Source organism: Pantoea sp. MT58 (assembly GCF_014495885.1).
GTDB lineage: Bacteria > Pseudomonadota > Gammaproteobacteria > Enterobacterales > Enterobacteriaceae > Pantoea > Pantoea eucalypti.
In genome coordinates this window covers 1501073-1526124 of record NZ_CP061083.1, presented here as the reverse complement: position 1 = coordinate 1526124, position 25052 = coordinate 1501073, and the positions used below count along the sequence as shown (strand labels likewise).

General features: G+C 56.8%; 20 protein-coding genes. 7 read left to right on the top strand and 13 right to left on the bottom strand.

Features of this window, described 5'->3' with window-relative positions:
* Positions 1-52: 52 nt before the first annotated feature.
* From IAI47_RS07210 to IAI47_RS07200, 3 genes are all read right to left on the bottom strand, one after another.
* Positions 53-3148 carry an efflux RND transporter permease subunit gene (locus IAI47_RS07210; RefSeq protein WP_008926037.1) on the bottom strand — a complete coding sequence of 1032 codons (3096 nt, stop codon included), beginning with the start codon at positions 3146-3148 and terminating at the stop codon, positions 53-55.
* Positions 3145-4242 carry an efflux RND transporter periplasmic adaptor subunit gene (locus IAI47_RS07205; RefSeq protein ID WP_008926038.1) on the bottom strand — a complete coding sequence of 366 codons (1098 nt, stop codon included), beginning with the start codon at positions 4240-4242 and terminating at the stop codon, positions 3145-3147. Before IAI47_RS07205 ends, IAI47_RS07210 begins: the two co-directional genes overlap by 4 nt.
* A gap of 432 nt (positions 4243-4674) precedes the next feature.
* Positions 4675-5697 carry an LLM class flavin-dependent oxidoreductase gene (locus IAI47_RS07200; protein ID WP_004571347.1) on the bottom strand — a complete coding sequence of 341 codons (1023 nt, stop codon included), beginning with the start codon at positions 5695-5697 and terminating at the stop codon, positions 4675-4677.
* A 316-nt stretch (positions 5698-6013) separates the two neighbouring features.
* On the opposite strand from IAI47_RS07200, the gene IAI47_RS07195 reads away from it, so the two are divergent.
* The 3 genes from IAI47_RS07195 (at position 6014) to IAI47_RS07185 (ending at position 9072) form a co-directional block, all read left to right on the top strand.
* Positions 6014-6787, top strand: a complete 774-nt coding sequence (locus tag IAI47_RS07195; protein WP_008926039.1) for a phosphate/phosphite/phosphonate ABC transporter substrate-binding protein — start codon at positions 6014-6016, stop codon at positions 6785-6787.
* 178 nt (positions 6788-6965) lie between these two features.
* A complete protein-coding gene (locus IAI47_RS07190) occupies positions 6966-7880 on the top strand; it encodes a ketopantoate reductase family protein (RefSeq protein WP_008926040.1) in 915 nt (304 codons plus the stop codon).
* A 130-nt stretch (positions 7881-8010) separates the two neighbouring features.
* Positions 8011-9072, top strand: coding sequence for a LacI family DNA-binding transcriptional regulator (locus IAI47_RS07185; RefSeq protein WP_008926041.1), 1062 nt, complete (start codon positions 8011-8013; stop codon positions 9070-9072).
* Positions 9073-9167: 95 nt separating this feature from the next.
* On the opposite strand, the gene tmaR is transcribed toward IAI47_RS07185, so the two are convergent.
* The 3 genes from tmaR to dacD form a co-directional block, all read right to left on the bottom strand.
* Positions 9168-9494 (bottom strand): PTS system regulator TmaR, encoded by a 327-nt coding sequence (tmaR, locus tag IAI47_RS07180; protein WP_004571340.1) that lies wholly within the window; start codon positions 9492-9494, stop codon positions 9168-9170.
* A gap of 160 nt (positions 9495-9654) precedes the next feature.
* Positions 9655-10713 (bottom strand): FUSC family protein, encoded by a 1059-nt coding sequence (locus IAI47_RS07175; RefSeq protein WP_008926042.1) that lies wholly within the window; start codon positions 10711-10713, stop codon positions 9655-9657.
* Positions 10714-10965: 252 nt separating this feature from the next.
* Complete coding sequence (gene dacD / locus IAI47_RS07170; protein WP_008926043.1) at positions 10966-12129, bottom strand: serine-type D-Ala-D-Ala carboxypeptidase DacD; 1164 nt, start codon at positions 12127-12129, stop codon at positions 10966-10968.
* A gap of 577 nt (positions 12130-12706) precedes the next feature.
* On the opposite strand from dacD, the gene sbcB reads away from it, so the two are divergent.
* Positions 12707-14134: an exodeoxyribonuclease I gene (gene sbcB, locus IAI47_RS07165; RefSeq protein ID WP_008926044.1), complete on the top strand. Its 1428-nt coding sequence runs from the start codon at positions 12707-12709 to the stop codon at positions 14132-14134.
* A gap of 60 nt (positions 14135-14194) precedes the next feature.
* On the opposite strand, the gene IAI47_RS07160 is transcribed toward sbcB, so the two are convergent.
* The 5 genes from IAI47_RS07160 to ltnD form a co-directional block, all read right to left on the bottom strand.
* Complete coding sequence (locus IAI47_RS07160) at positions 14195-15550, bottom strand: GntP family transporter (protein ID WP_008926045.1); 1356 nt, start codon at positions 15548-15550, stop codon at positions 14195-14197.
* Positions 15551-15674: 124 nt separating this feature from the next.
* Positions 15675-16460 (bottom strand): HPr family phosphocarrier protein, encoded by a 786-nt coding sequence (locus IAI47_RS07155; RefSeq protein ID WP_008926046.1) that lies wholly within the window; start codon positions 16458-16460, stop codon positions 15675-15677.
* A complete protein-coding gene (locus IAI47_RS07150; RefSeq protein WP_008926047.1) occupies positions 16460-17104 on the bottom strand; it encodes an aldolase in 645 nt (214 codons plus the stop codon). Before IAI47_RS07150 ends, IAI47_RS07155 begins: the two co-directional genes overlap by 1 nt.
* Positions 17097-18359: a 3-oxo-tetronate kinase gene (gene otnK, locus IAI47_RS07145; RefSeq protein ID WP_008926048.1), complete on the bottom strand. Its 1263-nt coding sequence runs from the start codon at positions 18357-18359 to the stop codon at positions 17097-17099. Before otnK ends, IAI47_RS07150 begins: the two co-directional genes overlap by 8 nt.
* Positions 18359-19264, bottom strand: a complete 906-nt coding sequence (gene ltnD, locus IAI47_RS07140; RefSeq protein ID WP_008926049.1) for an L-threonate dehydrogenase — start codon at positions 19262-19264, stop codon at positions 18359-18361. The genes otnK and ltnD overlap by 1 nt, the downstream gene beginning before the upstream one ends.
* A gap of 266 nt (positions 19265-19530) precedes the next feature.
* Between ltnD and ygbI the strand changes: the two genes are divergently transcribed.
* Positions 19531-20292 carry a DNA-binding transcriptional repressor YgbI gene (gene ygbI, locus IAI47_RS07135; RefSeq protein WP_008926050.1) on the top strand — a complete coding sequence of 254 codons (762 nt, stop codon included), beginning with the start codon at positions 19531-19533 and terminating at the stop codon, positions 20290-20292.
* A gap of 49 nt (positions 20293-20341) precedes the next feature.
* Here the strand turns inward: ygbI and IAI47_RS07130 are convergent, their stop codons facing one another.
* Together IAI47_RS07130 and IAI47_RS07125 are read right to left on the bottom strand one after the other, a co-directional pair.
* Positions 20342-21700, bottom strand: coding sequence for an APC family permease (locus IAI47_RS07130; protein ID WP_008926051.1), 1359 nt, complete (start codon positions 21698-21700; stop codon positions 20342-20344).
* Between the two features lie 404 nt (positions 21701-22104).
* On the bottom strand, positions 22105-23520 hold the full coding sequence (locus tag IAI47_RS07125; RefSeq protein WP_008926053.1) for a glutamine synthetase family protein: 1416 nt from the start codon (positions 23518-23520) through the stop codon (positions 22105-22107).
* A gap of 204 nt (positions 23521-23724) precedes the next feature.
* On the opposite strand from IAI47_RS07125, the gene puuD reads away from it, so the two are divergent.
* Both puuD and puuR read left to right on the top strand, forming a co-directional pair.
* Positions 23725-24492 (top strand): gamma-glutamyl-gamma-aminobutyrate hydrolase, encoded by a 768-nt coding sequence (puuD, locus tag IAI47_RS07120; RefSeq protein ID WP_004571328.1) that lies wholly within the window; start codon positions 23725-23727, stop codon positions 24490-24492.
* Entirely contained in the window at positions 24485-25042 is a 558-nt protein-coding gene (gene puuR / locus IAI47_RS07115; RefSeq protein WP_008926054.1) for an HTH-type transcriptional regulator PuuR, read from the top strand. Before puuD ends, puuR begins: the two co-directional genes overlap by 8 nt.
* Positions 25043-25052 lie beyond the last annotated feature (10 nt).

Below are 25052 nucleotides of genomic sequence, written 5' to 3'. Positions count from 1 at the left end.
GGCCGCCGCTGTGCTTAAAAAAAGCAGCGAAGCGGCAACCGCCACCCTGAGACTATTCCGACAGCGCCGGTTTCACAACTGCCGTTTTACTGTCTGGCAGACGAATACGGAACCAGATCGCATACATCGCGGGCAGGAAAACCAGCGTGATTAAGGTACCGCCCAGCGTGCCGCCAATCAGCGTGTAGGCCAGCGTTCCCCAGAACACCGAGTGGGTGAGTGGAATAAACGCCAGCACCGCTGCCATCGCCGTCAGTAACACGGGACGCGCACGCTGTACGGTCGCTTCTACCACCGCAGCAAAAGGTGCCAGCCCCTGCTGTTCGTTGTGGTGGATCTGCCCTATCAGGATCAGCGTGTTACGCATCAGGATGCCTGACAGGGCAATCAGCCCGACCAGCGCATTGATACCAAACGGCTGACCGAACAGCAGCAGCGTCGGCACAACACCTATCAGCCCGAGAGGTGCGGTGAGAAATACCATCACCATCGCCGACAGAGAACGCACCTGCAAAATGATGATTAAAAGTGTGATCGCAATCATGATCGGGAACAGCGGTGCCATCGCCTGTGTCGCTTTACCGGACTCCTCTATCGCACCGGCCAGTTCAATGCGGTAGCCCGCAGGCAGCGTTGCGATGATCGGTTGCAGGGTTTTATTCAGCGCCGTGGAGACATCCGGCGGCTGCAGGGAATCGGCGATATCACCCCGGACGGTAATAGTGGGCGTACGGTCGCGCCGCCTCAGCAGGGGATCTTCCATTTTCACCTGCACCTCACCAATCTGCGACAAGGGGATACGTTGCCCCGCCGCACCTGCCAGCGTGAAGTCAGCAATCTTAGCCGGATCGAGCCGGATATCTCCGGCAGCACGGCCCACGACCTGGACCGCGCGGATATCTTCCCGCACGGTGGTGACCGGCACGCCCGTCAACAGAAACTGCAACTGTCGGGCGACTTCACTGGAGGTCAGGCCCACGGCCTGCAGTCGGTTTTGATCCAGCGAGAAATGCAGTGTCGGCACGGGTGCGCCCCAGTCGGTGTTCACCGTCCTCATCATCGGGCTGGCACGCAGTACGGCTTCCACCTGATTAGCGATAACATGCAGGCGTACCGGGTCCGGCCCCATCACGCGCCACGCCACTGGATAAGGTGAATAAGGGCCAAATACCAGTTGCGTCACGCGAACCTGCGCTTCAGGCACCAGGCCGCGGGCGATTGCGGTGCGAAGCTGCGTTTTTAACGTCTCGCGTGCATCCTGACTGTCGGTCAGTATGACCAGCTTGGCAAAGGCAGGATCGGGCAGTTCGGGCGCCATCGCCAGGTAAAAACGCGGCGGTCCCTGACCAATGTAGGTGGTGACGATTTTTGCCTCACGCTGCTGTTTAAGCCAGGTCTCAATCTTTTTAGCCGCAGCCGCTGTCTGTTCAATGGCGCTGCCGTAGGGAAGCTGAACTTCAACCAGCACTTCAGGCCGATCTGAGGTCGGGAAAAACTGCTTTTTCACCAGCGTCATTCCGAGCACAGCGGTGATAAACAGGGCAATGACCACGCCTGCTACCCAGCCTTTACGAGCAATCACGCTGGTCAGTAGCTGGCGAAAGCGATTGTAGTTACGGGTGTTGTAGATGGCTGCGTGACCGCCTTCCACCGTTTTGATGTCAGGCAGCAGCTTTACCCCGAGGTAAGGCGTAAATACCACGGCCACAATCCAGGAGGCGATCAGGGCGATGCCCACTATCCAGAACATATTGCTGGTGTATTCACCCGCCGTGGACTGTGCAAAACCATTGGGCATAAAGCCCACGGCGGTGACCAGGGTTCCGGCCAGCATCGGTGCCGCCGTATGACTCCAGGCATACGCAGACGCCTTGATGCGGTCGTAGCCCTCCTCCATCTTCACGACCATCATCTCAATGGCAATAATGGCATCATCCACCAGCAAGCCCAGCGCCAGAATCAACGATCCCAGCGTGATGCGGTCAAAGTTTTTGCCGGAGGCTTCCATCACCACAAATACTACCGCCAGGGTGAGCGGAACGGCCGCCGCCACCACTACTCCGACACGCCAGCCCATGCTGACGAAGCAGACCACCATCACCACCAGTAATGCCACGACGAACTTAATCATAAATTCATCGACCGCTGAGCGGATATTCACGGACTGATCGGTGACCTGAGTCAGTGACATCCCTAACGGCATCGCCTGATTAATGCTGACGGTTTCAGCAGCCAGAGCCTTGCCCAACGCCAGACCGTTCCAGCCATCACGCATCACAATACCGAGCAGCAATGCGGGTTCACCCTGATGACGAACCTTAAACGTGGCGGGATCTTCATATCCCCGCGTCACGGTAGCCACGTCTGCCAGCTTGAGGCTTCTCCCCTGCGCCACAATCGGTGTCTCACGAATTTTTTCCAGCTTATCAAAAGCGCCCTCAAGCCGGATAAACACCTGGGGTCCCTGAGTATCGATCGAGCCCGCAGGCGTCAGGACATTCTGGTCGTTCAGTGCCGCAAAAATTTCCTGTGGGGTAATACCGAGCGTCGCCAGCCGATCGTGTGAAAACGAAACATAGATGCGCTCACTCTGCTCGCCGATGATATTGACCTTTTTCACACCCGGCAGATGCAGCAGTTGCTGACGCAGTGATTCCGCCTCACGCACCAGCAGGCGCTGCGGTTCCCCTTTTGCCTTCAGCGCCAGCAGCGCAAAGGTCACGTCAGAGAACTCGTCGTTGATCATCGGCCCGATGACTCCGGCGGGCAGATTTCTGCTCTCATCGCCCAGCTTCTTACGAGCCTGGTAAAACTCCTCCTGAACCTGGGAGGGCGGCGTTTTGTCCTGCAGGGAGAGCATGGTGAACGCCAGGCCAGGCCGCGTATAGGTTTCGCTGCGGTCATACCACCGCAGCTCCTGCAGCCGCTTCTCCAGCGGTTCGGCCACCTGATCCTGCATCTCCTGCGCCGTCGCACCTGGCCACGCGGAGATAATCGTCATCTGTTTTACGGTGAACGGCGGATCTTCTGCCCGGCCCAGTTCGAAAAATGACAGGATGCCCGCCACGGTAATCAGGATGATCAGAAACAGCGTGATGGCGCGTTCGCGCACGGCCAGTGCTGACAGATTAAAGCGTCCGTGGCTCATGGCTGGCTCCCTGTCATTGCTGCGTCATCAGATCGCACGCGCTCGCCCTGCTGCAACAGATGTGCCCCAAGAGCCACGATCCGATCGCCTGCATTGAGCTGCCCCGTCACAGTCGCCGCCTCGTCACTGATCGCGATCACTGTTACCGGCCGCCAGGTAACAGTGGCAGGCAGACCCGTAATATCCCAGACGCCTGGACCTTTACCGGCATCATAGATCGCAGCCAGCGGCACCTTCAGCTGCGGTTGCACGGGTTTATTGGTTAACGAAATTGTGACGGTAGCACCCAGTGGCGCGCTGGCCAGTGCGCCCTCCAGCACATATCTCGCCTCATAGGTGCGCGTCATCGGATCGGCTGCATCCGCCAGTTGCCGAAGCCGGGCTGACACGGGCGCACTACCCGCACCATAGAGCGTTGCCTGCGCCTCGCTGCCCACTGCGGGACGAAGCGTCTCTGGCAACTGTACGCTCGCCTCACGCTGCCCGGCTCTGGCCAGTCTGACAACCGCCTCACCGGCGCTCACCACCTGGCCCGGCTCCGCCAGTGTTGCCATCACCACACCGTCGTCATCCGCCAGTAACAGCGCATATCCACTGGCATTAGTCGCCACGCTGGCCTGCGCCTGCGCGGCTTTCAGATCGGCCAGCGCGGTGGCCGCAGCGGCCCGAATCTGGTCATAGGCCGACACGGAAACCGCGCCGGTTGCCACCAGTGTGCGGTAACGCGCTTCATCGGCACGGGTCTGTCTGACGCGTGCCTGCGCAGCGGCAACACTCTGCTGTGCGGCCTGGGCCTGCAGTCGCAGATCGACCGGGTCAAGTCGCATCAGCGGCTGACCACGCTTCACACGCTGGCCGCTGTCCACCAGCCTTTCGAGGATTTTGCCCGATATCCGAAAACCGAGGTCGCTCTGAACCCGGGCAACCACGATGCCGCTGAATGCGCGACTGTCATCAGCAGCGCTGAGAACTTTCGTGACCCTGACCAGCGGCGGCTGGGTGCGCGGATCCTCTTTGGACGCGTTGTCCCGGCAGCCCACCAGCGCCAGTGGCAGCAGACAAACAACCAGGGTGGCGGGAATGAACCTGAGCATAGATGACCTTCAACAGTAAGCAGGAGAGTGCCGCCATTTTGTAATCATGTGACCAATGTTGTCAATGGTCACTAATTACGGAAAGGCATTATCCGTTGCGCCGACCTTTAAAGAGCAATGAGCAGCAAAGGCTTAAGCAGAAGATTTGCTGAAACGCTGACTAAGTGGATGCGGCTCCCTTCCGGCGCAGGCGTGACTAAAATAGGGAAAAGTCACCACTCCAGAAATCGCAGGTATTAACTAAGAAAGGGTGAGTGAGTGAGAAGTGCCCTGTCAGGTCGGGAGACCTGCCAGCGATAAACGCAGAGGGAAAAAGCTAAAGAATCAGAAAGTGATGACACGCACAGGCTGCAGAGATATTACAACGAACGCGCATCATTTGTGGGCAAGGTAAACCAGATAGCGCCCTGCTTATCCAGGGCGCTGGGTCACTTAACGCCAGCCGAGTTCCGGGGCGACATACTTCAGAATCGCCTCAATCACATGGGCGTTGTAGGCGACACCGAGCTGGTTAGGCACGGTGAGCAGCAGCGTATCCGCTTCGGCAATGGCTTCATCCTGTGCCAGCTGCTTAATGAGCACTTCAGGCTCTGCGGCGTAGCTGCGGCCAAAGATGGCTCGGGTTTTCTCATCCAGAAAACCGACCGAATCCTGGTCGTTACCACTGCGGCCGAAATAGGCGCGGTCCATATCATTCACCAGCGCAAAGATACTGCGGCTGACAGAGACGCGTGGCGCATGCTGATGCCCGGCTGCTTTCCAGGCCTCACGATAGGCGCGAATCTGTTTTGCCTGCTGAATGTGGAACGGCTCGCCCGTTTCATCATCTTTCAGGGTTGAGCTTTGCAGGTTCATGCCCATTTTTGCTGCCCACTCTGCGGTGGCATTGGAACCGGAGCCCCACCAGATACGGTCGCGCAACCCTTCAGAAAGCGGCTCAGGGCGCAGCAGGCCTGGCGGATTCGGGAACATCGGCTGCGGATTCGGCTTCGCAAAGCCTTCGCCGCGCAGCACCTCCAGGAACTCTTCGGTATGACGACGTCCCATATCCGCATCGCTTTCACCCGCTTTGGGTTCAAAGCCAAAGTAGCGCCAGCCATCAATGACCTGCTCCGGTGAACCGCGGCTCAGACCCAGTTGCAGACGACCATTGGAGATCAGGTCTGCTGAACTGGCGTCTTCCACCATGTAGAGTGGGTTTTCATAGCGCATGTCGATGACGCCGGTGCCAATCTCAATCTTTTTGGTGCGCGCGGCCACGGCAGCCAGCAGCGGAAACGGCGAGCTCAGCTGGCGGGCAAAATGGTGCACGCGGAAGTAAGCGCCATCTGCGCCCAGTTCTTCGGCGGCGACCGCCAGGTCGATCGACTGCAATAAGACATCCTGCGCGGTGCGGGTGGCAGACTGCGACGACGGCGTCCAGTGACCAAAAGATAAGAAGCCAATATTTTTCATCTGTAGTTCTCCTGACAGGCGTTAAACGCCTGTGAGCATAAGGCGATATTCGATAGGGAAAGGTTACGCCCTCCGCGCCGCCACTGATAGTCAATATCTTTCAGCGCTATATTCAGGATTTTCGACATAGCCTGCAGCGTATCCACGTTACTTTTGACCAACCTGGCTTTCACTCTTCGGGTTTCTGCGGGTTTCTGCGGGTTTCTGCTGTCAGGCACTGGCGCACCCAATAGATTGCCGGGGCGCCGGTTGCTGCTGAATCTGAACTACCCTTGAGTGCATTACGCGCCACCGGAAAACACAGCGGAGAACACACATGAATACCCTGCTCGCTTTGCCGATGTATGCGATTCATCCGCCTGCTACACAGGCGCTGATGCAGGCGATGGTTACCCTGCTGGCGCAGCAGGGTATGGCCGCGCAACCGGTCTGGCCTGAGGATTTGCTGACACACTGGCAGAATGATCGGTTGCTGCTGAGCCAGACCTGCGGCTATCCGCTGGTCAGTCAGTTGCCTGCAGTGCAACTGGTCGGTGCATTTCACTATCGGGCACCGGGCTGCAACGGTTACGCATATCGTAGCTGGCTGGTGGCGCGGGACAAAGAGGCAACGCTCGCCGATTTTTACGGTCAGCGGGCCGTGGCAAACAGCCTGTACTCGCACTCCGGCTATAACACACTGCGGTTTGTCGCAGCGCTTCAGGGCGTGACGTTTTCGCAGCTGCTGCTGAGCGGCGGGCACCGTCAGTCGCTGGCGGCACTGCGTGATTCACAGGCGGATATCGCGGCGATCGACTGCGTCAGCTGGGCGCTGCTGGCACGTCATGCGCCTGAGGAATTGCGCGGCCTGCATATCATCGGAGAGTCGCCAGCCGCACCCGGATTACCGCTGATCACAGCAGCCTCAACGTCAGCGGCCCAGCTGGAGACGTTACGTACAATACTGCTTCAGCTGGTGAGCGACCCTGCGTTTCGCGCCGTCTGCGACGATAATCTGATCGGCGGATTCAGCCCGGTGCATCGGGACAATTATCAGGTCGTGGTGGCATGGGAGCAGCAGGCCGCCGCACTGGGCGTCACCCGGCTGTAACGTATCATGCTGGCTTAATCGTTTAACCGGAACAGAGGGAGACTCTGCGTTGCCGCCTCCCTGCCGCCGCTTTCCCGACCTGGCATTTTATGCTCCACAATGCGCTCTGACCTTGCTAAGACTGGTAAGCCCGGCTGCGGCGTTCTAAGGTAGAGGTTTTCAGTAAAGGGAGAGTGGGATGCGTATTCTGATGGCAGGTGCCGGGGCGACCGGTGGATATTTTGGCGCACGACTGATTCAGGCAGGTCAGGATGTCACGTTTCTGGTACGTGAACGGCGTTATCAGCAGCTTCAGACCCACGGTCTGGTATTACAGACGCCGCAGGGCACTGAAAAGTTTCAGACGCAGCTGACACAGGCCAGCACGCTGAAAAGCCACTATGACCTGATTATCGTGACGGTGAAGAGCTTTGCCCTTGAGCAGGTCATGGATGACATTGCGCCTGCGGTCGGCCCGGAAACCCTGATCATGCCGATTCTCAACGGAATGCGGCACATCGCAACACTACAACAGCGTTTCGGCGAAGATAAGGTGATTGGCGGCCTGTGTAAAATCAATGCCACGCTGGGTGACAAGGGTGAAGTGATCCAGATGACGCCGCTGCATCAGCTCTTATACGGTGCGCTGGACGGTAAAAACGACGCGCGGCTGCAGCGGGTTGATGCCGCACTGCGCGACTGTCAGGTTGATACCCTGTTCAGTGACAACATCATGGATGAACTGTGGGAAAAGTGGCTGCTACTGAGCACGCTGGGCGCGGTCTGCTGCCTGGCACGCGGCAATACCCAGCAAATTCTCACCTCGCGCGGCGGTGAAGCGCTGTTACAGGGAATTTTCACCGAGATTCTGTCCGTCATCTCTGCCGAAGGCTATCAGCCGCGCCCGGCGGTCACCGCCCGCATTTTTGAGCTGCTGAACAATCCGGCGACGCCCATGACCTCCTCTATGTATCGCGATCTCACCCAGGGCTTTGATATCGAAGCGGATCAGGTGATAGGCGATCTGCTGCTACGGGCGAAACGAAATGGCCTCGCGACGCCGCTGTTGAACGCAGTGGATGTGAATCTGCAGGTCTATCTGCAGCAGCGTTAACCAGGGCCGAGTGCACTGACCGGGTACGGCAATGGCCTCCGGCAGTGTGGCGGTGAAAGTGTGGTCAGCAGCAGCAGCAGCGCAGCAGGAAAATTTGCTACACTCGTCGCTTCATATTTTGGAGAGTTCAATGACTTCCCGCTCCGTGACCCTCGATGATGTCGCTCAACTGGCCGGCGTCTCATATCAAACCGTTTCACGTGTTTTAAATCGTTCTGAACAGGTGTCAGCCCGCACGCGGGAAAGGGTTGAGGTGGCAATGCAGCAGCTCAATTATGTGCCTAATCGCGTGGCGCAGCAGCTCGCGGGCAAGGCGACGCGCACGCTCGGCCTGGCTACCAGCGATCTGGCCCTGATGGCACCGGCGCAGATCGCCTCGGCGATTCAGCAGCGTGCTGCGAGGGCGGGATATCATCTGGTGATCGCGATGGACAGCGGTAACGATGCGGCCGCCACCGTGAATGAACTGCTGGCACAGCGGGTCGATGGGCTGCTGATCAATCTGCCGCTGGAGGCGGATGAGGCGCAGCAGATCCAGTTGCTGTGTGGCAGTAAACCGGTAATCTTTCTGGATGTTGAACCCAGGGCCGCGGTGGCGCAGTGTCAGTACCCGAATGAGTCCGGCGCGCGTGCTGCCGTTGAACATCTCGTGGCGCTGGGTCATCGCCAGATTGGCCTGCTAAATGGACCGCAGCGCTCGGTGTCAGCCCGTCAGCGTGAAAACGCATGGCGTCAGGCGCTGGCCGATCATCAGTTAACGCCGCACTGTTCACTGCGGGGCGACTGGAGCGCACAGTCCGGCTACCAGGCGCTGCTGGCGCAGTTGCCCGACGATCTGCCACAGGCGCTGCTGGTCGCGAACGATCAGATGGCGCTGGGTGCGATGCGGGCGCTGCATCAGTATGGCGTGGCGATTCCTGGTGAGATATCGGTGATTGGTTATGACGATACTGCCGAGAGCGCATGGTATCAGCCGCCGCTGACCACGGTGCGACAGGATTTACACTTTCTTGGCGCACAGAGCGTCGAGCGGATGCTGGCCCGGCTTCAGGGTGAAGAAGCTTCACACATCGCGCTGGAAACCACGCTGGTGATCCGCGAGACCACCGCCCCGCCCGCTGATAAGCAGGTCGATTTAGTGGCGCTGTCACAGCAGCTACAGGGGATTGCGCGAAGACTGGCGGGTAAATAAATCTGCGGTTATGCGGGCAATAAAAAACCCGCTCCACCAGAGTGGAAGCGGGTTCGCATGGGAGCTAAGTCGCATTAGCGCTCAGCTATATGCCCTTATGCTTTCGGGTGTTCGCCCACGCCCATCGCTTTGATCTTTTTAGACAGCTCGCGACGCTCTTTCGACAGGTCAGCGTTTTTGATGATGTACTCATCGACGCGATCTTCGTAATCCACACGCATGCTGGCGATGATTTCCTGAATAGCCTCAACGCTCATGCCCGGTTTGATATATTCGCTCAGGTTGTCGAGCAGCAGAACGCGCTTCTGGTTGTCGCGAATTTTCTTCTCGTTGTCGACGATTTCACGCTGCAGTTTGTTTTTGCGGCGGAACATACGCACGAACTCCAGTACGTCCTGAAATGACTGCTTGGCATTTTCCATGATGGCACCTTTCTTTGAGCCTGCTGACGCAGGGAGAGAGTCAAAACGATCAGCTTAGCGGCTAGCCCGCCAGGTAAGCAATTTTCACAGCTAAATTCAGACTGGCTCTTATCTTAGCGCAAAGAAACCCGGTTTCACATTAAGTCATTGTCTGAGGTGATTATTTGCGCAGCGCCATTCGCATCAGATCGGTCATCCGCTCCAGCTGTTTCGCCAGTTCCAGCGTCAGCCAGACGTAGCCGTAGATGGGCGTCTCTTCCAGACCATCGCTGCCCGCGTCGGCGATCAGCCGCCGCAGTTCGCCGCTGATTTCGGTCAGCTCATGGCTGTTGGCAATCACCTCTTCCGTTTCTCCCTCAATCGCCATTACCGACAGCGCCCGCAGCGTGTTCTCGGTCATCTGCTGGGTGCGGCGAAGTGCGGGTGCGTTAAGCATAATCAGATGGCTTTCACGCGATGCCCACCAGGCATTAATCTGCATCTCAATGGTGTTAACCATATTACGGTTAATGGTCTGAATGGCTTCAAGCACCGACTTCGGGATACGCGTCTCTTTACTCGACGGCTCCAGCAGCGCACGCATCTTAATAACGCTGCTCAGCAATTTGCTCAGCGGCTTGTTGAGACGCGGCTTTTCAACCAGGTTGGGCGAGAAACCGGCGTGATAGATCTTCGCCATTTCCGCCAGCGCGTCAGAGAGCTGAATGCGCCAGTGGGTATACGCACGCTGCGCCCAGATTGCGGTAAACAGCAGCGCCATCAGCGATCCCAGAATCACATCACCGCCGCGCCACAGTGCCATGGTGAAATCGCCGGTTGGCGCACCCACCACCACACTCAGCGTAATCCCGATCAACAGCGCCATGTAGGGATGTTTGCCCAGCGTCAGGTAGCCGCTGATCACCATGATGATGCCACACCAGGCCAGCATCACCGGCATTGAGATCAGCTCCAGCTTCAGGGCAATCAGACCGGAGATGGAGCCCGCCACCGTGCCGCTGATGCGCTGCAGCGCGCGCGGAAAGACATTTCCCCAGGTGGAGATCGGTCCCATCACCACCACCAGCGTAATCAGCGGCCAGGTGCCTTCAGGTATCCCGGTTGCCCGGACAAAGATGAAGCAGAGCAAAAAGGCGATGGCAATGCGCACGCCGTGAACGGAGCGGTAATGGCGATAAAACCAGAACTCCAGTTTTGATATGGGCTTATCAGGACGCAAGGTGGCTTTCCGGTTGCGGGAACATAATGTGGCTATCTTAACTCTGAACGCGGCTCAGGCTTAGCGCGGGCGGGATATTTCAAACAGTTTTGACGTTCGCTTACAATTATCAACATCCGTCTCACATACCTGCCCGGAAGTTAAAAACAACTGGCTACGGCTTTGTAACTTTTATCGACACACAGTCACAGGGCATCAATGTGAAAACGGGCAGCCCGCAGGCTACCCGTTTTAGTGCTGACAATCGGCTAATCAGAACTTCTGCTTCAGATAATCCGTCACGCGGGTAATGACTCCGGCCGGTTCAACCGCACTGAGCGCCACCAGCGGATAGTGGGCAATCTGCTGATCTTTATCGATCACCTGAATTTCACCCACCACTTCATTGGCTTTCAGCGGGGCTTCCAGATCTTTGCGATTAATGACGTACTTCGCCTTCACGTTCTGCACTTCACTGCGCGGCAGCGACAGATACACATCTTCTGCGGTTCCGACATCGACCTGATGAGGATTACCGTACCAGACATTTTCAGTGCCAATCTTCTTACCGGCGTGGAACAGCTGAACAGTATCAAAGGTGTTCTGGCCCCAGACCAGCAATTTACGCGCCTGCTCTTCACGGCCTTTTGAACTTTTACCCCCCATCACAACGGCGATGAGGCGATGCTTGCCCACCACATTCGAGGCAATAATGTTAAAGCCTGCCGTCTCAGTGTGACCGGTTTTCAGTCCATCAACGTGAAGATTATTGTCCCACAGCAGGCCATTACGGTTGTTTTGAGTAATGCCGTTCCAGGTCAGGGTTTTCTCACTGTACATGGCATAAAAGTCCGGCTCACCATCAATAATGGCGCGTGACAGTTTTGCCATATCAAGCGCACTGGAGAACTGACCGGGTGCATCCAGTCCATGCACTGTTTCAAAATGGGTATTCTGCAGACCCAGTTTTTCGACATAGTGGTTCATCATGCCGACAAAGTTTGCTTCGCTGCCCGCCACGTAATCCGCCAGCGCAACGCAGGCGTCGTTACCGGAATCGATGATGACGCCACGGCTTAAGTCCCGGACGCTCAGTTTATCGCCTGGCTTCAGGAACATCAGCGATGAGCCTTTAAACACCGGATTACCCGCTCCCCAGGCATCTTTACCCACCGTGACCATATCGTCGCGGCTGATTTTTTTCTGGTCGATGGCGCGATCCACCACGTAACCGGTCATCAGCTTGGTCAGGCTGGCGGGATTGCGGCGTTCATCGGGATTACCCGCCGTCAGGACCTGCCCGGTTGTGGCATCCATCAGCACCCAGGAAGCGGCATCAATCGCCGGAGGCGTCACAGGAAAGGGGATCGCATCAGCCTGTGCCAGCGAGGCCCAAAATAGAGTAGCGGTAACGGTGAACAGCAGACGCCTTTTCAACACTTCATCCTTAATTACACGGGAGAGAAAATTTCTAAAACGAAACGGAAACAGCCGCACGTTTTACGGCAAAAGCGTTGTGAAGGTTTGAATAAATTGAAAAAAAGTATGAACTGATGACGGGGTTTGACCTGTCAGGTGTCGGATTTCTGCCCGTGATCCGCGTCATCCCACAGGTAAAGTGCAGATTTCATAGGGCGACCTGCACCGCGAGCGCCGGGCATGACGCAGTAAGAACAGGCGAAACAGCGTCCGGTCTGGGAGCGTGGCCAACGACACCAACAGGGTCTTATTGGTCTGGTGCTGCGGTTCTTGCTGCGGTGCAGCTAAAAAACAATGTGAAGCGGGTTAAACCCTTAACTTCTGGCATGCCGGATTATGGTTTACCATACAGGTAAAGCCCCATCGGCTGTATTGGGCCACTATAATGGCACGACACGGCTGAACCACAATCAGCACACCAGACACAACGAACATAATTCAGCCTGCTGTGCGCAGACAAATTCAGAGCGAACAGAGAGCCGTTTTCTCGCTTTCTGTTTATAAAGTCAGTGAACGCAATGAACGGATATGAAATTTGAATAACGACCGCGTACAGCCTACTTTCCTCTTCCACGATTATGAAACCTTCGGCACCAGCCCCTCTCGCGACCGGCCCGCCCAGTTTGCCGGCCTGCGCACCGACAGCGAGTTTAATCCGGTTGGCGAACCTGACGTGTTCTACTGCCGTCCGCCTGACGACTACCTGCCACAACCTGAAGCCGTGATGATTACCGGCATTACCCCACAGATTGCGATGAGTCGCGGCATGATCGAAGCCGAGTTTGCCGAACGCATTCATACGCTGTTCACCACCGAACAAACCTGTGTGGTGGGCTACAACAACGTGCGTTTCGATGATGAAGTGACACGCAATATCTTCTATCGTAACTTTTATGACCCTTATGGCTGGGCCTGGCAAAACGGCAACTCACGCTGGGACCTCCTGGACGTGATGCGTGCCTGCTATGCATTACGCCCTGACGGGATTATCTGGCCGGAGAATGAAGAAGGCTTTCCCAGCTTCCGGCTGGAGCATCTGACCAAAGCCAATGGCGTGGCCCATGAAAATGCCCACGATGCGATGTCTGATGTGTACGCCACGCTGGCGATGGCGAAGCTGGTAAAAGAGAAGCAGCCAAAACTGTTTGAGTTTTTGTTTACTCATCGAAACAAAAACAAGCTGATGAACCTGATCGACATCCCCCAGATGAAGCCGCTGGTTCATGTCTCCGGCATGTTCGGTGCCGCGCGCGGTAACACCAGCTGGATCGTGCCGCTGGCCTGGCATCCCGATAACCGCAATGCCCTGATCGTCGTGGATCTGGCGGGTGACATGTCGCCACTGTTGCAACTGGATGCCGACACGCTTCGTGAGCGTCTTTATACGCCGAAAAACGACCTCGGCGATCTGCCACCGGTGCCGGTAAAACTGGTGCACATTAACAAGTGTCCGGTGCTGGCTCCTGCCAGTACACTGCGTCCGGAAGATGCGGCCCGTCTGGGCATTGACCGTCAGCACTGTCTGGCGAATCTGGCGCTGCTGCGTCAGCAGCCCGACGTGCGGGAAAAACTGGTCACGCTGTTTGCGGAAGCGGAGCCGTTTACGCCGTCAGATGATGTAGACACGCAACTTTATGATGGCTTCTTCAGTGATGCCGACCGCGCCGGGATGAATATCATTCGTCAGACCGCGCCCGCGAATCTGCCCGCGCTCGACCTGAGCTTTGAAAGTGCACGGGTGGCAAAACTGCTGTTCCGCTACCGGGCGCGTAACTTCCCCGGCACGCTGGATGATGCCGAGCAGCAACGCTGGTTGCAGCATCGCCGTGAAGTGCTGAATGCTGAGCGGGTACAGGCGTTTATGCAGGAGCTGGAGGGACTGGCCAATCTGCATGAAGCGGATGCAGAAAAGGTAGGGCAGCTGAAAGCGCTCTATCTTTATGCGCAGGAACTGGTTTCCTGACGTACTGAGACACTCAGACCCGGCATCACCTGCCGGGTCTGAGTGTCTGATATTGTTGAATCAGAGTACGGTCCACGCCAGCCAGGTCAGCGCAAAACCGCTTAATCCCATTATTGTCGTCAGCACGGTCCAGGTGCGTAAACCATCGGCGACGGATAATCCAAGATAACGGGTCACCACCCAGAATCCCGCATCGTTGACATGCGACAGTCCCAGGCCGCCAAAACAGGCTGCGAGGGTGACCAGTACCCGCTGCATATCCGTCACGCCAGTTACCGCCTGCGTCAGCAAACCACTGGTGGTCAGGATGGCAACTGTTGCTGAACCCTGTGATGCACGCAGTGCCAGCGACAGGATAAACGCAGCCGGGACCAGCGGCAGATTCAGCGTTTCAAGCGTGACCGCCAGCGCTTTACCCACGCCCGACTCCACCAGCACTTTACCGAATGCCCCACCCGCACCGGCCACCAGAATCACGCTGGCTGAGGTGGGAATGGCGCGACCAGTCAGATCTTCCAGCTTGTCTTTGCTCCAGCCCCGTCGCACGCCCAGCAGCCACGCCGCCAGACCTAAGGCAATCAGCAGAGCAATCGGCGGCGTGCCAATCACGGTCATCACATTTCGCAGCAGGCTCCCTTCTGTCAGGAGTGTGTGGGACAGCGTTCCCAGCACAATTAACACAATCGGAACCACAATCAGACCGCAGATGGTCAGCGCGCCGGGCGGTGCTGGCTCATTTTTCTTTTCCTGTCCCTCCGGCTTCGCCATCTGCAACTGTTCCAGCACCTCCACCGACAGAGGGTAATGGCGACGGTTCATGACCTTCGCCACGTAGTAGCCGATGATGCCGACCGGCACTGAAATCGCAATACCCAGCATCATCAGCCAACCCATATCGGTGTGCAGGATGCCCGCCGCAGCGGCTGCGCCCGGATGGGTCGGCAGCGCCACGTGCACTGTCAGCATCACACCCGCCATCGGCAGACCAAATTTCAAAGGTGAGACGCGTGCCACCTTAGTGAAGCCATAAATCAGCGGGATGACGATAATAAAGCCCACTTCGAAAAACACCGGAATGCCCAGGATAAAGGCCGCCATGGTCAGGGCCGCGACGGTTCGCTTTAGCCCCAGCGTTTTACTGAAGCGTTGCGCCAGCGATTCAGCACCGCCCGAGGCTTCAATAATCGCCCCAAGCATGGCACCCAAAACGATAATGATGGTGATATGACCGAGCAGCCCACCCATCCCGGTGATAATCGTCTCCATGATTTTTTCAGCCGGAATGCCGGTCGCGATAGCCACCAGCAGACTGACAATTAACAGGGCGACAAACGGATGAACTTTGGCTTTGATGACCAGCAGCAGCAGGATCACGATGCTGGCGGTCGCTATGGCTAACAGCAGTGCGGTGGACATAGTAAACCTCAGAAATTGTTATATTTTTTGGGTTATCGGCGTACAGAAATAGCAGGTGCAGGGCCAGAAAAAAGGCAAGCCTCTTCCTACCGGTGCCGAAACACCGGTTTTAAAGCACGTTAAATCAGGTTCTTATCTTCCAGGGTTTAAACCAGCCAAGCCCTTCGGTCGTTTTTCCGCGCGGGATGTACTCGCAGCCGATCCAGCCGGCATAGCCAACCTCATCCAGCAGCGCGAAGAGGTACGGATAATTAATTTCACCCTCATCCGGCTCATGGCGATCCGGTGCCGACGCAATCTGTACGTGACGATAGCGTCCGGCATAGTGGCGAATCAGATGGCTGAGGTTGCCGTCCACCCGTTGTGCATGGAACAGGTCGAGCTGAGTAAACACATTGGGCCGGTCGATCTGTTCAGCCATCTCCAGCGTTTGATACTGACTGGCGTAGAGATAGTTGGGTTTAGTTGTCGGGTTGAGCGCTTCTATCAGCAGGGTGATGCCGTGCGGCGCAAAGCACTCAGCCGCATAACGCATATTGCTGATAAAGGTCTCGACGTAGCGCTGGCGGTCGGCACCAGGCGGCACCGTCGCGGCCATGATATGAACCTGCGGGCAGTTCAGCGCAATCGCATAACGCAGGGCGCGATCGATATCCGCCTTAGCTTCCGCTTCCCGTCCGGGAATGGCAGAGACGCCCCACTCACCCGCCGCAATGTTGCCGGGAGCCGTATTGAACAGCACAAGCTCCAGATGATTATCATCAAGCCACTGTTTTATCTGCGTGGCGGGATAGTCATAAGGAAACAGAAACTCGACCGCCGTGAAACCGGCTTCTGCCGCTGCCGCAAAGCGTTCAGCAAAGGGGTATTCTGTAAACTGCGTCGAAAGGTTAGCAGCAAACTTCGGCATCATCGGCTCCTTAATTCCGCCACTTCGGCATCATTGAGATAACGAATCGGGCGATCGCCCAGGGTAAAGATCAGCCGGGCAGTCTCTTCCAGCTCTTCGGTGTTGTCTGCCGCTTCCTGTAGTGACTTGCCCACCACCACCGGACCGTGATTCGCCAGCAGAAAGGCACGGTAGCGCGGAGCCAGCGTTGCCAGATCCTCGGCCAGTCGTTCATCGCCCGGCTTGTAGTAAGGCACGACCGGCACATCACCCACGCGCATCACGACATAAGGCGTAAACGGGCGAATGCAGTTTTTCTTGTCCAGACCCTGTAAACACGACAGCGCTGTGAGGTAGTGGCTATGCAGATGCACCACTGCCCTGCAGTCGGGATTATTCAGGTAGAGCGCGCGATGAAACGCGATTTCCTTGGAGGGTTTATCACCGGAGAGCCATTCCCCCTCAGGCGTGACTTTTGACAGCCGATCACCCTGTAATTCCCCGAGGCAGGAACCGGTGGGTGTCGCCAGCAGATTGCCATCGGCCAGCAACATAGAGAGGTTACCTGCGGAGCCGGTGGCATAGCCACGCTGAAAGAACGACGCGCCAAGACGCACCATCTCGTCACGCGCCTGCTGCTCCGCGAAAGAGAAAGATTCAGACATAAGTAAACTCCGTTTGCGCGCGGCGGAAAAAGTCTTCATCGCCAAAATTGCCTGATTTCAGGGCCAGTGAGAGCGGCTGATGGATATCGCGAACCCAGGGTACGCCAGGTGAAATGGTCGGGCCGATGTGAAAGGCCGTTACGCCCAGGCTCTGCGCAACCACACCGGAGGTTTCACCGCCCGCTACGATAAAGCGCTGCCAGCCGCGCTGCTTCAGCTCACGGGTGACGGCGGCGAACAGCTGCTCAACGGCTTCACTGCTGCGCTGCGCACCATAGCGCTGCTGAATGACCTGCAACTGTTGCGCGTCCGCAGTGGCAAACAGCAGCGGTGCCAGCGCCTGATGGCGATGTGCTTCTACCCAGTCGCACAGCTGTCGGGCATACCCTTCAGCATCTTCCAGGCAGTGTTCAATCTCAACTTCGCAGGCCGGTGCCAGCTGGCGATACGCGGCAACCTGCCGGATGGTCATCTGCGAGCAGGAGCCGGAAAGTACCACGGCGCGATCGCCCTGCGGACGACCAGCCTGCTCCGCCTCAGCGTCGGTCTCAGCCGTCGCCCACTGCCGTGCCAGACCGATAGCCAGCCCCGAACCGCCGGTGACCAGCCGCATATCGCTTAGTGCCGCGCCCAGCGTCACAAGATGATCCTGATGCAGAGCATCGGTCACGACGTAGTTGATCCCCTGCGCCGCCAGCTGGCCCAGCGCCTGACGCACTGACTCTGCGCCCTGTTCGACCTTCGCCGCTGCGATCAGCCCGGCTTTTCCCGACGCCTGCGACGTCATCAGACGCAGCAGGTTGCTGTCGTGCATCGGTGTGACCGGATGATGACGCATCCCGGAATCTGACAGCAGCTGATCACCGACAAACAGATAGCCCTGGTAGACAGTGCGGCCATTGACAGGCAGCGCCGGACAGATGACCGTCTGCGTTTCACCCAGTGCGTTCAGCAGCGCATCGGTCACCGGACCGATATTGCCCTGCGCTGTGCTGTCGAAAGTAGAGCAATATTTGAAGTAGAAGCGCTCGCAGCCCTGTTGCTGCAGCCAGGCCAGCGCCGCCAGCGACTGGGCAACCGCCTGCTCTGCCGGACAAGAGCGGCTTTTCAGGCTGACCACTATCGCCTGCGCCCCGGTGATTTCTTCGCTGGCGGGAATGCCGTTGAACTGAATAGTGCTCAGGCCGTTCTGCACCAGAAAACTGGCGATGTCCGTTGCACCAGTGAAATCGTCCGCTATGACCCCAAGACGCATCAGTTTTTCTCCCCGGCCTGTGGCAGCGTGATGCCGCTGAAGATTTTAATTACCGCGCTGTCATCTTCGCGGCCATATCCCGCGTTGCTGGCTTCGGTGAACATGTTGAGGGCGGTTGAGGCCAGCGGCAGCGGGAAGTGCAGCGATTTGGCAGTATCGGCGACCAGGTTAAGATCTTTCACAAAGATATCGACGGCTGATTTCGGGCTGTAATCCCCGTCTACTACATGCTTCATACGGTCCCCGAACATCCACGAATTGCCCGCCGCATTGGTGACGACTTCATACATGGTGTCCAGCGGGATACCGGCCCGCGCCGCCAGCGCCATCGCTTCTGCACCCACTGCGATATGAACACCCGCCAGCAGCTGATGGATAATTTTGACGGTAGACCCAAGGCCGATTTCACTGCCCACGCGGTACACTTTGGCCGCGACCGCATCCAGCACCGGCTGCAGGTACGCAAAGGCTGCGTCGCTGCCTGAGGCCATCACGGTCATTTCACCGCTGGCCGCTTTGGCGGCACCGCCGGAAACCGGGGCATCCAGCATCAGCAACTGGTGTTCGGCCAGCCGCTGTTCAATCTGCTGCGCATCGTGCGCGGAAAGCGTGGATGAAACCATGACTGCGGTGCCGGGACGCAGTTTTGCAGCCAGGCCCGCTTCACCGAACAGAATGGCGTTTACCTGCTGCGCGTTCACCACCAGCAGCAATACGGCATCAAGTTGGTCTGCAAAGGCAGAGGCGGATGGCTGCGCATCACGTGCGCCGGCCTGACGTAAGCTCTCCAGCGCAGCGGGGTTTAAATCGACACCCCAGGTGTTTAAACCGGCACGCAGACAGGATTTCGCGGCACCCATGCCCATAGAACCTAACCCGATAACACAGATATTTTCAGCTGGCACGTTACGCCTCCACTGTTAAATTAAGTGATTATTTGTTTGTTACTGTTAATCCTGCCAGCTTACTCCCGGTAAAAATGTGTTATCCCTCACAAAAAAACATCACACTTGTGAACAGGAACAATTTTTAACATGGCATATTTATCCGCAATCTGGCTCTTAAAGGGCGTTAAAGCACGCTATCATGGGGTGCATGCTGCTATTTTTTGTTCTGGATAAGCGGCAGATACTTTATAGTGTGAAAAAATGATAATTATCAGGGAGCAGATATGATTCCGGTTGAACGTCATCAACAGATTCTGGCGCTGGTCGCCGATCGTGGCGTGGTCAGCATTGCAGAACTCACTGAGCGGCTGGGTGTGTCACACATGACCATACGTCGTGATGTGCAGAAACTGGAAGAACAAGGTGCGGTGTTGTCCGTTTCCGGCGGCGTACGCTCGGCCGATCGGCTGGCGGCTGAACCCTCACATCTGACGAAAAGCGCCCTCTACAACGAAGAAAAGTGCGCTATCGGCCACACCGCGGCCGGGCACATTCCGCGTAACAGCTGCATCTATCTGGATGCCGGCACCACGACATTAGCGCTGGCACGAGAGCTGGTGGATCGGGATGATGTGCTGGTGGTGACCAATGATTTTATGGTGGCGAATCTGCTGATGGAAGCGAGTCAGTGCCGGGTTATTCACACTGGCGGCACCGTATGCCGGGAGAACCGCTCCTGTGTCGGCGAGTCGGCGGCACGAAGCCTCCGTCATCTGGCTATCGATATTGCCTTTATTTCCGCCTCCTGCTGGGGGCCGCGCGGCTTGTTTACGCCGGATGAAGATAAAGTGATGGTGAAACAGGCGGTGAGTGAGGTGAGCAGTAAGCGGGTGCTGCTGAGTGACAGTTCGAAGTACAACAGGATTGCGACGTTTCTGGCGTTACCGCTGGAGAGGTTTGATGTGGTTATAACCGATAAAAAACTGAGTAATGCAGGACGGGAGTTGTTAAGTATGGGTAACTGGGAGCTGGTGCTGGCCAGTTAAACCGTTGCCGCCTTCCCGCAAGATCGGAAAGGCGGCAACGTTAGCGCGATTAGACTTCTTCGCTGAACTGCGGCACCGGATTACGGAAGCTGCGGGTCACAAAGGCCAGGTAGATAATCCCGATGGCGGCCCAGATCAGGCCCAGCTCCATAGAACTCTCTTCCAGGTTTACCCACAGCGCACCGACCGTCAGTGCACCCAGCAGCGGCAGCAGCAGATACTGAACGTGATCTTTCAGCGTGCGGTTACGCTTCTCACGGACCCAGAACTGCGCGATCACCGACAGGTTAACGAAGGTAAACGCCACCAGCGCACCAAAGTTAATCAGCGCGGTAGCCGTAACCAGATCAAAGTTAATCGCCATCAGCGCAATCGCACCGACCAGCAGCACGTTGAGCGACGGGGTACGCCATTTTGGATGGATGTAACCGAAGAAACGCTCCGGGAACACGCCATCGCGGCCCATTACATACATCAGACGCGACACGCCTGCGTGCGCTGCCATACCGGATGCCAGCACCGTGACCACCGAGAAGATCAGGATGCCAACCTGCAACGCTTTACCGGCGACAAACAGCATGATTTCAGGCTGTGAGGAGTCCGGGTGCTGGAAGCGGGTGATGTCCGGGAAATAAAGCTGCAGGAAGTAAGACGCAGCGATAAAGATCACACCACCAATCAGCGCAGTCAGGAAAATGGCGCGAGGAATTGTGCGTTCTGCATCTTTGGTCTCTTCCGACAGCGAACTGATGCCATCAAAGCCGAGGAACGAGAAGCAGAGTATGGTCGCACCGGTAATCATCGGCACCACATGGGCATTCTCAGACCAGAACGGACGGCTGCTTACCAGCGTACCGGAACCGACGCCGCTGGCCACACCGTAGATCACCATCGCAGTGATCCCGACCATGACAACCACCTGCAGCACCACAATCACGCTGTTGAAGTTCGCAACAGTTTTGATGCCCTTGAGGTTAGAGAGCGTCATAAACCCAACCAGCAGCACAACAAAAATCCACGACGGAATGCCCGGCACCAGCGATTCGAAATAGTTTTTAGCCAGCAGGATGTTGATCATCGGCATGAACAGGTAGTCCAGCAGAGATGACCAGCCGACCATAAAGCCGACGTGCGGACTGATTGCCTTCTGAGCATAGGTATAAGCGGAGCCCGCAGAGGGGAAGCGGCGTACCAGCTTACCGTAACTCACAGCAGTAAACAGAATCGCAACCAGCGCGAAAGCATAAGCGGTGGCGACGTGACCGTCGGTCAGCCCGGAAACGATGCCAAAGGTATCGAACAGGGTCATAGGCTGCATGTAGGCTAAGCCCATCATGACGACCGGAAGTAACGTGAGTGTTTTTTTGAGTTGCGCACGCTGCGGTGCGGCGGAGGTATTAAGCGACATGCTTCAGTCCCCCATGTGCAACAACCTGGCTGGGCTGGGTCACAGGGCAACTGCGCATTAAGCGACAGGGAGAAAGGTTAGCGGTTGACGCGGCGCCGTAGTCATCACGAAAACGCGTACCAGCGTTAGCTGGCAGAGTGTAAAACATCCCCATCTTTGTAATCCTCAATCTCACGCTTACGCGTGTTTTCAGTGTTTATCTATCCGGGTGCGTGCCCGGCCTCGGTTAAGTCAGCAAAAACGCTCTATTAAAACCTGATGCAAAAAAAATAACCGGCGCGTGAAGCGTCGGTTATCATCTGATTTTGCAGGCCGCGTATTCTGCCCCAACCCGTGGCAGAAATACAAGCCATCGGGGCATCATATGCAAAAATAACGCACGGAAGTGCGGGTAAACCGGCGTTTCAGGCGTTTTTCAGCATCCAGTCAATTTCCGTAGAGGTAATCAGCCGTTCAAACTGCATCAGTTCATAATTTTTGCAGCTGTGCCAGACACTGGCAAAACGTTCGCCCAGTAACTTCTGCAACGGATAACTGTTGTCAAATTCATACAGTGCATCGCTCTGACGAATCGGCAGTGCCAGCCCCTCGGCATGATGACCGTTGCCAGTGACCGGATGCGGCAACGGCAACTGAGTATCGAGTCCATGGAGCATCCCGGCCAGGATAGCCGACACCACCAGATAAGGGTTAGCATCGGCACCGGCCACGCGATACTCGATACGATGGTTATCAATATCGCCACAGGGAACGCGCAGCGCAACCGTCCGGTTGTTATGGCCCCATGAGGCCTGTAACGGCACATAGGCATCCGGAACAAAGCGGCGATAGGCATTCACGTTAGGTGCCAGCAGCGCCATTGACGCGGGCATCAGGTCGATCATGCCGGCCAGCGCGCGTTTCATCAGTGGCGAATCACTGCCGTCATCGCAGGCGAAAGCATTGTGATCGGCCGCATCCAGCATGCTGATATGCACATGCATGCCGCTGCCCGCATATTCCTCATACGGCTTGGCCATAAATGTTGCGGTCATACCGTGATTTTCCGCCACCTGACGAATCAGACGCTTGAGCTGCACCGCATGGTCGCAGGCGCGCAGCACGTCGCGCGTGTGGTGAAGGTTAATTTCAAACTGTCCGGGCGAGGCCTCCGCCAGCGCGCCATCGGCCGGTATGCCCTGCTGACGCGCCAGATCGTCAATGTCGCGCAGCACATCGGCGAAGTGATCGAGGTTATCTACCGAGTAGACCTGGCTCTGCATATTGCGTTCATCACTACCAGGCGAACACGGCGGCTGGATAAAGCCTTCTGCATCACGCTTTTTGTCCACCAGATAGAACTCCAGCTCTACCGCTACCACCGGAAACAGCCCTCGGTTACGCAGCTGTTGCCACAGCCGGTTAAGGACATTTCGGGGTTCAACGTCAAAGGGAGTGCCATCTTGGTTGCACATGGTTAACAACAGCTGCGCAATGTGTTGAGGGTCAGACGCGGAGGGAACTAACGTACCGGTGACGGGCAGACAGAGGTTATCAGGTTCGCCCAGTGACTGCCCGAGTCCCGCTTCTTCCACCGTGTTGCCGAGGATATCCATGGCAAACACCGAGGCGGGGAAATAACACCCTTTTTCCAGTTTAGACAGCGCAGAGACCGGAATGCGCTTGCCGCGGAACACACCATTTAGATCATTTAACAGGATGTCGACATACTGCGTTTCAGGATGGCGCTCCAGCCAGGTTCTCACCTCAAGCTGGAACGCGCTGGTTCGTTTCTCTTCACTGTGAAGCATGAAGTCTTCCACTTCTACCAGGTTAGTCATGATCTCACCCGCCCCTATTAGGTTTGCGTAATGCTCAAAATAACAGCCACACCACTAACATAGCGCCAACATAAAAAGTGTGCAAATGTAACAATTCTGTTTGAAGAACAAACAGCAGGTTGTTAGATTGAAAAAATATTGCACACTTAGTCACCAGACGTGCCTTTTCGGTAGATATTTCGAACAGCGATGCGAGGACGGGAGATGGGCATTATTTTTGACAAGCCGTTGATTGGCGTAGTGATGTGTCAGAAAGATTTGGGCGGCCATCTGACCCAGACGGTTCACAACAAATATATCGACGCGATTGTTCTTGCGGGCGGTGTGCCGCTGGCACTTCCCCACAGTCTGATGAATGCCCCTCATCTATTAGAAAACGCTATGGCTGTTCTGGATGGCCTGCTGCTAACCGGCAGCCCGAGTAATATCGAACCCTGGCATTATGGCGAGCCGGGCGAAGAGCCCCATGCCGATCCAGGTCGGGACCATCTTGCCTTTCAGCTAATCACCTGGGCAACCAGCCATAAAATGCCGATATTCGGCATCTGCCGTGGCATGCAGGAGCTGGTGGTGGCGAATGGCGGCGCGCTGTGGAGAGAAGTGAGCGGGCAGCCGCCGTTTCAGCGTCATCATGAAGATGAGACGCTGCCACTGGATCAACAGTATGCACCGGCACATCAGGTCACTATCGAACCGGATGGCGTGCTGGCAACATTACTCGACAGTGATAGCCCACTGAGGGTCAATTCACTGCATCATCAGGGCGTACGCGAACCGGGCCCGCAACTGCGCGTTGAAGCGCGCGCGCCGGATGGCCTGATTGAGGCCGTCAGTCTGCGTCATCATCCCTTCGCCCTGGCGGTACAGTGGCATCCCGAGTGGCAGCCAGAAAGCACGGCGGGATCACAGGCGCTGTTCAGCGGCTTTATTCAGGCCGCCATTCGCTATCACAGGGGAAAAGCAGATGAGTGATGCCACGCTGGCACCGGGACGACGACTGGCGCAGATTCGCCAGACGCTGGGGCTGTCGCAACGTCGGGTTGCCGAACAGGCCGGGCTGACTCACAGCGCCATCAGTACCATTGAGCAGGATAAAGTCAGCCCGGCAGTCAGCACGCTGCAGAAGCTGCTGAAGGTTTATGGGCTATCGCTGTCAGAATTCTTTTCGGAACCCAAACCGGACGCAGAACCCAAAGTGATTGTCCGTCCCGGCGACCTGGTGGAGATTGGCAGCCAGGGTGTTTCGCTGAAGCTGATCGACAACGGTGGTGCGCAGCGCTCGCTGGGCATGCTGCTGGAAACGTATCAACCCGGCGCCAGTACCGGCGAGAAGCTGCGTCATCCGGGCGAGGAAACCGGCACGCTGCTGGAAGGCGAAATTACGCTGGTGATTAACGGACAAGCGTTTCATCTCTCCGCCGGAGAGAGCTACGTGATTGATACCGGCTTACCGCACAGCTTTACCAACAGTGCAGACTTCCCGTGCCGCATTGTCAGTGCCCACACGCCAGCAAATTTCTAGGCGCATTCCG

Bases quoted from the DNA above. Each gene is read 5' to 3' on its own strand.
- IAI47_RS07160 (WP_008926045.1), bottom strand. From the start codon at position 15,550: ATGTCCACCGCACTGCTGTTAGCCATAGCGACCGCCAGCATCGTGATC.
- IAI47_RS07190 (WP_008926040.1), top strand. From the start codon at position 6,966: ATGCGTATTCTGATGGCAGGTGCCGGGGCGACCGGTGGATATTTTGGC.
- puuD (WP_004571328.1), top strand. From the start codon at position 23,725: ATGGGCATTATTTTTGACAAGCCGTTGATTGGCGTAGTGATGTGTCAG.
- IAI47_RS07195 (WP_008926039.1), top strand. From the start codon at position 6,014: ATGAATACCCTGCTCGCTTTGCCGATGTATGCGATTCATCCGCCTGCT.
- IAI47_RS07125 (WP_008926053.1), bottom strand. From the start codon at position 23,520: ATGACTAACCTGGTAGAAGTGGAAGACTTCATGCTTCACAGTGAAGAG.
- otnK (WP_008926048.1), bottom strand. From the start codon at position 18,359: ATGCGTCTTGGGGTCATAGCGGACGATTTCACTGGTGCAACGGACATC.
- tmaR (WP_004571340.1), bottom strand. From the start codon at position 9,494: ATGGAAAATGCCAAGCAGTCATTTCAGGACGTACTGGAGTTCGTGCGT.
- IAI47_RS07155 (WP_008926046.1), bottom strand. From the start codon at position 16,460: ATGCCGAAGTTTGCTGCTAACCTTTCGACGCAGTTTACAGAATACCCC.
- IAI47_RS07150 (WP_008926047.1), bottom strand. From the start codon at position 17,104: ATGTCTGAATCTTTCTCTTTCGCGGAGCAGCAGGCGCGTGACGAGATG.
- IAI47_RS07185 (WP_008926041.1), top strand. From the start codon at position 8,011: ATGACTTCCCGCTCCGTGACCCTCGATGATGTCGCTCAACTGGCCGGC.
- IAI47_RS07130 (WP_008926051.1), bottom strand. From the start codon at position 21,700: ATGTCGCTTAATACCTCCGCCGCACCGCAGCGTGCGCAACTCAAAAAA.
- IAI47_RS07210 (WP_008926037.1), bottom strand. From the start codon at position 3,148: ATGAGCCACGGACGCTTTAATCTGTCAGCACTGGCCGTGCGCGAACGC.
- IAI47_RS07205 (WP_008926038.1), bottom strand. From the start codon at position 4,242: ATGCTCAGGTTCATTCCCGCCACCCTGGTTGTTTGTCTGCTGCCACTG.
- puuR (WP_008926054.1), top strand. From the start codon at position 24,485: ATGAGTGATGCCACGCTGGCACCGGGACGACGACTGGCGCAGATTCGC.
- IAI47_RS07200 (WP_004571347.1), bottom strand. From the start codon at position 5,697: ATGAAAAATATTGGCTTCTTATCTTTTGGTCACTGGACGCCGTCGTCG.
- ygbI (WP_008926050.1), top strand. From the start codon at position 19,531: ATGATTCCGGTTGAACGTCATCAACAGATTCTGGCGCTGGTCGCCGAT.